This is a genomic window from Pseudomonas sp. P4_C3 (assembly GCF_056402075.1).
In genome coordinates, this window is sequence record NZ_JBFUIC010000255.1 from 1 (window position 1) to 6,104 (window position 6,104).

At 60.8% G+C, this 6,104-nt stretch carries 7 protein-coding genes and 2 pseudogenes; 4 read left to right on the forward strand and 5 right to left on the reverse strand.

Annotation, left to right across the window (positions count from 1 at the left end; all coding sequences use genetic code 11):
* Both AC1DVH_RS24820 and AC1DVH_RS24825 read left to right on the forward strand, forming a co-directional pair.
* Nucleotides 1-204 (forward strand): winged helix-turn-helix domain-containing protein (locus AC1DVH_RS24820; protein WP_477756040.1); only part of this gene is annotated, 204 nt, incomplete at its 5' end.
* The gene (locus AC1DVH_RS24825; protein ID WP_477756041.1) at nucleotides 201-1,526 is read left to right on the forward strand and encodes an ATP-binding protein; all 1,326 of its coding nucleotides are present in this window, start codon (nucleotides 201-203) and stop codon (nucleotides 1,524-1,526) included. The genes AC1DVH_RS24820 and AC1DVH_RS24825, both read left to right, overlap by 4 nt.
* A 271-nt stretch (nucleotides 1,527-1,797) precedes the next feature.
* On the opposite strand, the pseudogene AC1DVH_RS24830 reads toward AC1DVH_RS24825, so the two are convergent.
* The 5 genes and pseudogenes from AC1DVH_RS24830 to AC1DVH_RS24850 all read right to left on the reverse strand — a co-directional run.
* Nucleotides 1,798-2,106: pseudogene (locus AC1DVH_RS24830) on the reverse strand (DUF6162 family protein); the annotation flags it as partial.
* Entirely contained in the window at nucleotides 2,103-2,432 is a 330-nt protein-coding gene (locus AC1DVH_RS24835) for a hypothetical protein (protein WP_477756042.1), read from the reverse strand. The gene AC1DVH_RS24835 and the pseudogene AC1DVH_RS24830, both read right to left, overlap by 4 nt.
* Nucleotides 2,429-2,971, reverse strand: a complete 543-nt coding sequence (locus AC1DVH_RS24840) for a thiamine pyrophosphate-binding protein (RefSeq protein ID WP_477756043.1) — start codon at nucleotides 2,969-2,971, stop codon at nucleotides 2,429-2,431. Before AC1DVH_RS24840 ends, AC1DVH_RS24835 begins: the two co-directional genes overlap by 4 nt.
* A complete protein-coding gene (locus tag AC1DVH_RS24845; RefSeq protein ID WP_477756044.1) occupies nucleotides 2,968-4,170 on the reverse strand; it encodes a PepSY-associated TM helix domain-containing protein in 1,203 nt (400 codons plus the stop codon). Before AC1DVH_RS24845 ends, AC1DVH_RS24840 begins: the two co-directional genes overlap by 4 nt.
* 289 nt (nucleotides 4,171-4,459) lie before the next feature.
* Nucleotides 4,460-4,918, reverse strand: coding sequence for a VOC family protein (locus AC1DVH_RS24850; protein WP_477756045.1), 459 nt, complete (start codon nucleotides 4,916-4,918; stop codon nucleotides 4,460-4,462).
* A gap of 290 nt (nucleotides 4,919-5,208) precedes the next feature.
* On the opposite strand from AC1DVH_RS24850, the gene AC1DVH_RS24855 reads away from it, so the two are divergent.
* Together AC1DVH_RS24855 and AC1DVH_RS24860 are read left to right on the forward strand one after the other, a co-directional pair.
* The gene (locus tag AC1DVH_RS24855; RefSeq protein ID WP_477756046.1) at nucleotides 5,209-5,478 is read left to right on the forward strand and encodes a hypothetical protein; all 270 of its coding nucleotides are present in this window, start codon (nucleotides 5,209-5,211) and stop codon (nucleotides 5,476-5,478) included.
* A 101-nt stretch (nucleotides 5,479-5,579) separates the two neighbouring features.
* Nucleotides 5,580-6,104, forward strand: a pseudogene (locus AC1DVH_RS24860) (LysE family translocator); the annotation flags it as partial.

The window sequence follows — 6,104 nt, forward strand, 5'->3', positions numbered from 1 at the left end:
GCCTTGTTGCACAACCGTGGGCGGGTGCTGTCCACCGAGCAACTCAAGGACAGCGTCTATGGCTTCAACGACGAACTGGAAAGCAACGCCCTCAACGTCCATATCCATCACCTGCGGCGTAAACTCGGCAACGGCATTGTCGAGACCGTGCGCGGCCTGGGCTATCGCCTGGGGCCGGCTGATGGCGGAGAAGAATCAAAGTGATGAGTCTGCGTTTGCGCCTGAGCCTGACGCTCGGCGCCGCATTTGCCTTGATCTGGGCCCTGGCCGCGGCCTGGATGCTCAGTGATCTGCGCAATCAAATGATGTTTTCCCTCGACCAGCGCCTGGTGGCGTCGGCACGCATGGTCGCCGGCCTGATGGAGCAACTGCCGCCTGTGCCGAGCAAGGGTGAGGGCACCCATTTCAGCGCCGAACAACTGAACATTCCGGGTGGCATGGCGTGCCAGGTCAGCTCATTGCGCGGTGAAATCCTCGCCCGTAGTCACACCGATCCGCAGCAGGCCCTGGAGGCCGAGAAACTCGGTTTTCACGATCAGATGATCGACGGCGCGCCATGGCGCAGCTTCACCTTGGCCCGGGGCGATCTGCGCATCACCACCGCCGACCGGCAGATCGAGCGCGAGGCGTTGAACATGTCGATCCTGCTGGCCGCTTCGGTGCCGGTGGGCGTGGCGCTACTCGGTTGCCTGTGTTTGCTCTGGCTGGGCATCGGCCAGGGGCTGGCGCCGCTCAACCGCATGCGCGACGCCTTGATGCGCCGCAGTGCCGACTCCCTCGAACCCTTGCAGATCCAGCCGCTACCCAGCGAGCTGCAACCCTTGCTGGAAACCCAGAACCAGTTGCTCCAGCGCATCGGCAAGACCATCGAGCGCGAACGTCGCCTGACCGGAGACGCGGCCCACGAACTGCGCAGCCCGCTGACCGCGATCAAGACTCACCTGCAAGTGGCGCGGATGACTGACGGCAGCGCCCGGGATCAGTCCCTGGCCCGGGCCGAAGAGGGCGCCGACCGCATGCACCGGACCCTCGAACAATTGCTGTTGCTGGCGCGCGTCGAGGGCAGTCTGTCGTTTGACGACGGTGTGCAATGCAACGCCGAGCAAGTGGCGAAACTGGCGATCCAGGACGCTGCAAGCGGCGATCGCCAGCGCATCAGGTTTCAGGCACCGGGCAAGGTTTCCGCCGCGCCGGTACAAATGCCCGCCGTGCTGTCGATTGCCGCGCTGCGCAACCTGCTCGACAACGCACTGCGCCATACCCCCGCCGACAAAGCGGTGGAGTTGAGCCTGGAAACCACCGGCAATCGTGTGCAGTTCTTGGTGCGCGACCATGGGCCGGGGATTGCCGAAGAAGACCTGCAACACCTGACCCAGCGTTTCTGGCGCAACGGCCAGAGCACCGGTTGTGGTCTGGGGCTGGCGATTGTCCAGGCCATCGTCCAGCGTTGCGGTTGCACGTTGCATTTCGATAGCCGGCCGGACGGCTTGCGGGTTGAGCTGACGATGCCGCTGCAACCCGTCTGAAAAACACCACATACCACTGTAGGAGCGAGCTCGCTCGCGATGGTCGATAACGATAACGCGTGCTTTCTGAATGCACGCGGTGTTCTTGAGTCCATCGCGAGCAGAGCTCGCTCCTACAGAGGTTTCCGTGTTACCGCCTAAATCCCTCAAGCGCTGATGCGTTTCCAGAACAGGAAAACCTTATTGAGGGGGCGAGAGATGTCAGTCGCTACCAGCCTTATCGAACAGCAGTCGGCGACGCCCGCCAAGACGCTTTATCAATTCAACGAATCTGGGCAAATGGCGCAAAACCTTCCTCGGCGAGAGCCTCGGGAGTCGGCGACGTTTGCTGTTCCTGGCGCAGCAGGTGGATCTCGTCCAGCGTCACCCGCAAATCGGCGTAGATACCTTGTTCGGATGCACTGAGGTCACGGCGCGCATCCAGTTGATGGCTGCCGACGTTGCTCACCTCATGGGGTTCACCACGCCAGAGCACCACCGAGCCGGCCACCGCCAAAATCATCAGGCACAGCAGCAGAACGTAGAGGGTTTCGTGACCGGCCCCGGCCGGGCGCACGACTTGGGTCGTTGGAGTGCTCATGGTGCCTCGATGTCCGCTTGGTCGATTTCCACGACGTGACCGGGGCCGGCGTCAAACAACACATAGAACTCGGCGCCGGGCTTCTTGAAGGTCAGGGTCGAATCAGGCCCGAGCTTGCCCGGCACCAGAATGGTTTCGTCATAGCCGATCACATCGAGAGTCACGCCCGGAGCGCCGCTGCCGTCGGAAAAACCGCCGGTGCACTTGATCTGCTCCGCGTCGATGGCCTTGCATTCGCATATCGGGTTGTGGGCCAGGGCGCTGGCGCTGAAACCGGCGCAGAGCAACAGCAACAGGGCGTTGAGCGAGCGAAGAGGGTTGATCATGGTTTGCCTCCTTGTTTGTTCAACCAGGCGATGGTGGCGGGGGAGGCCTGGCTCAAAGGAATGGATGCCTGATGCATGGCGCCGTCCCAGCCTTCCATKGTGATCCACAGTTCGGCGTCGGCCGTGGTCTTTTCCGGGACGGGCAGTGAAGCGCCCATGCGGTATGGTGTGCCGAAGAAAATCACCCCGGCGGCGCGCAGACTGCGGGGCTTGCCGATGCGCAGGTAAGTGGCCTTGACCCGTCCGATACAGGCTTCGCACAGCGCGGCGTTGAAGCCCTTCATGTAACCGGCCGGGTCATCGAGCATGGGTGCGGCGTTACGCAACTCCGCCAGGCGCAGGCTCCAGGGACCGACCTGGACTTCGCCGACTTCCCGTTCGCCCAGGCCACTGTCGCCCCGCATCAGCGACTCGTCGGCGAAATACTTGGGCATGAAGCCCAAGGGAATCAGCAGCAACAGGACATTCAGGTGAAAGCGCCATTTGTGCCAGAACATGCTCAGGCGCGAGGGTTGTGAGGCCGCAGTGACTTTGCTCACAGGTTGATCTCCGACGGTTCATTGTTCGTGACCGGTTGCGCAGTGGAACCACGCGGTTTCTTGTTGCTGCGCTTGAAGGCATTGGCCGTGGCCAGTGCCGTGCGCTTGGTCCAGATCAGCAAACCGCTGAGCACCATCATGCTCAGCAGCAGGCCGAAGAACGCCCAGATCAGCTTGATCCACAGTCCGCCGAAATCACCGGTGTGCAGCGGGCGCATGGACTCGGTGACGAACTCCAGGGTCGAACGGTCGGAAATCAGGCGCGAGGCGGCGACTTCGCCGTTGTACGGGTTGAGGGTCGCGGTCTGGAACATCAACGGATACCAACCGCGTCCACCGACATCCAGATGGCTGTAGGCATTGCCCGGCAGGCTGACGAAACTGGCCTCCAGTCCGGAGATTTCCTGCGTGGCGATTTCAATCGCACGATCAAGGTCGATACGCGGCGGGGGTGAGCCATCGGCTGACAGCGGCACCGCTTCGCGGGACATCGCCGGGATAATCTTTTCCGTGGAAATGGAAATCTGGTTATCGGACAGCAGTGCCTGGATCAGGAACCAGGTGCCGGTGATGGAAATCACCGCGATGAACCAGATCGACCAGATGCCGCTCAAGCGATGAAAGTCGCCCCAGAAAATCCGCGCGCCGTGGCGAATGCGCAGGGTCGGGCGGAAAAAACCATTCYAGAAGCGTTTGTAGACCACCAGCCCGGTGACCAGAGACGCCAGCAATGGCAAGCCGAGAAACGAYACCAGGTACCAGCCCCAGCTATAGCCATTGGTAAAAGGCACCAGCCACCAAGCGTGCAGGGCGCGGGTGAAGGCGCGGAAGTTGAATTGCGGCGCGACACCCTGGATCACGCCGCTGTACGGATTGACATAAATCACCACCGAGCGCCCGTCGGGGTAGCTGACTTCGACATCCAGGGCGAAGTGCGATTCGTCGGGGCGGCTGATGCTCTGCACCACGGTCTGCGGTTCGGCCCTGTTGATGGCCTCGATGACCTGCTGATAGCTGAGCAGCGGAGCATCGTCCGAGGGCTGGCTGGCGCGCATTGGCGGGTTGGCCAGCCAGACGATTTCCTGGCTGATGACGGCCAGGGTTCCGGTCACACAGACGATCAGCACGAAAAACCAGATTGGCAGCGCCAGCCAGCTATGGACCAGGAACCAGATTTTTGAACGGGACTTCTTTGACATGTTGGAGGTCTTGCCTGGATGAGAGGCTACTCGGCTGCGGGCTTCGCAGGGATGAGCGCCCTGAAAGTCCAGTCGTGGTTTTTGCCTACGCGACAGGACTGCATCTAGGTAGGACGGATGAGCAGGGGAAATCCCGAAAGGGGAAATGAAAGAAAATGTTTCGCATTGCCGACAGGTCAGGGGCGGGCATGCTTGCGCAAGTGATCAGCAAGTCGGCGGTGCTGTTGAAGGCGGGGCCCCTGTGGGAGCGAGCCTGCTCGCGAAGAGGCCCGCTCCAGCACCAGGGATTTCAACCCTGGGCAAACATCTCCTTCGCCCGTTGCTCGATCTGCTCCTGGGTCAGGTCTTCCTTGTGCGTGGCCAGGAACCACAGGTGCCCGTAGGGATCTTTCAAGGTCCCTGAACGGTCGCCGTAAAACTGATCCTTGACCTCCGATACAACGGTTGCGCCGGCATCGATCGCCTGTTTGTAGGACTTGTCGACATCCGTCACGTACAAATGCAGACCCACCGACGGCGAATTGTCCGGGTTGCTCAGCGGCCCTTGATCGCACGGTGTGCCYARCATGATCGGGCAATCGCCGATGCGCAGTTCGGCGTGGCCGACACCGCCATCGGGCATGTTCAGGCGCATGACTTCAATGGCGCCGAAGGCTTTTTTGTAGAAAGCGATGGCTTCGGCGGCTTTGTTGATGCCCAGGTAGGGGGTGATGCTGTGATACCCCTCTGGAATGGGTTTGACGCTCATGATGGATCTCCCTGTTCTTGTAGTGTGAATGGAAAGTGCCTGTGCCGTTGTACGACCGAATAAATATAGGCCAGCCTCTTTCGCCTCACCGATTGCCCGACGAGCAGCAGCGCCATACAAGTGCCATCAAGTCGGGTCCAGCCAATGCGCCCCCGGCCCGCGTTCTCCCAGCGCATCGACAATGATCGCCATTTCTTGATAGCCACTATTGAAAGCGTTGATTTCTGCTGCCCGGGAGGCGCGGGTAGCCTGTGTTCATTGCCTCGAACCCAGTCGCCAGGACGCCAGAAATGAAACCGATGATCGCTACGATGCTGATGCTCGCCGTCTCCGTACTCGCCGGATGTGCCAGCCATGTCTCCCCCGAGCTTCGCCCTTACACGGCTGAAGAAAGCAAGGAACTGGCGCTGGAAGCGCTGAACCGCCGTGGACTGTCCTTCGACGAATACCACGCGAAAAAAGCCGAACTGCTCGGCCAGCCGCAAAAGTCGTTCAACTTCGACAACCAGGGTGAAATGAACGCCGGGCGATCTGTACAGCTYCACGGTCGTCCAAGCTGAGGCGAAACTGTACTGCTCCAAGTTTCGCGTAACTGTCCATGGGTTTTGTCCAGGGTGTGCGATAGGGTCAACACCTGAACGCCCCTGACGGACTGCCACCCATGACGCTCTCTCTCGACCTGCTGCTGGGCTTCGCCCTGTTTGCCCTCGTCACCTCGATCACACCCGGCCCGAACAACACCATGTTGCTGGCATCCGGGGTGAACTTCGGCTTCAACCGCACGATTCCGCACATGCTCGGCATCACTTGTGGCTTCTTTGTACTCGTGGTGGCGGTCGGTTTTGGCCTTGGCGCGGTGTTCCAGACTTACCCTTTGCTCTACACCGTGCTGCGTTATGCGGGGGCGGCGTATTTGCTGTATCTGGCGTGGAAAATCGCCCATTCGGGGCCCATGTCGGAGAGTCAGCAGGGCGAGGCGAAACCGATCAGCTATCTGGGTGCCGCCGCGTTCCAGTGGGTCAATCCCAAAGCCTGGATCATGGCCATTGGCGCCATCAGCACCTACACACCGATGCAGGGTTACTTCACCAATGTGATCGTGATCGCGGCTGTCTTTGCGATCATCAACCTGCCGAGTGTCGGTGTCTGGGCCGCTTGCGGCACGCTGTTGCGCAACGTTCTGTAG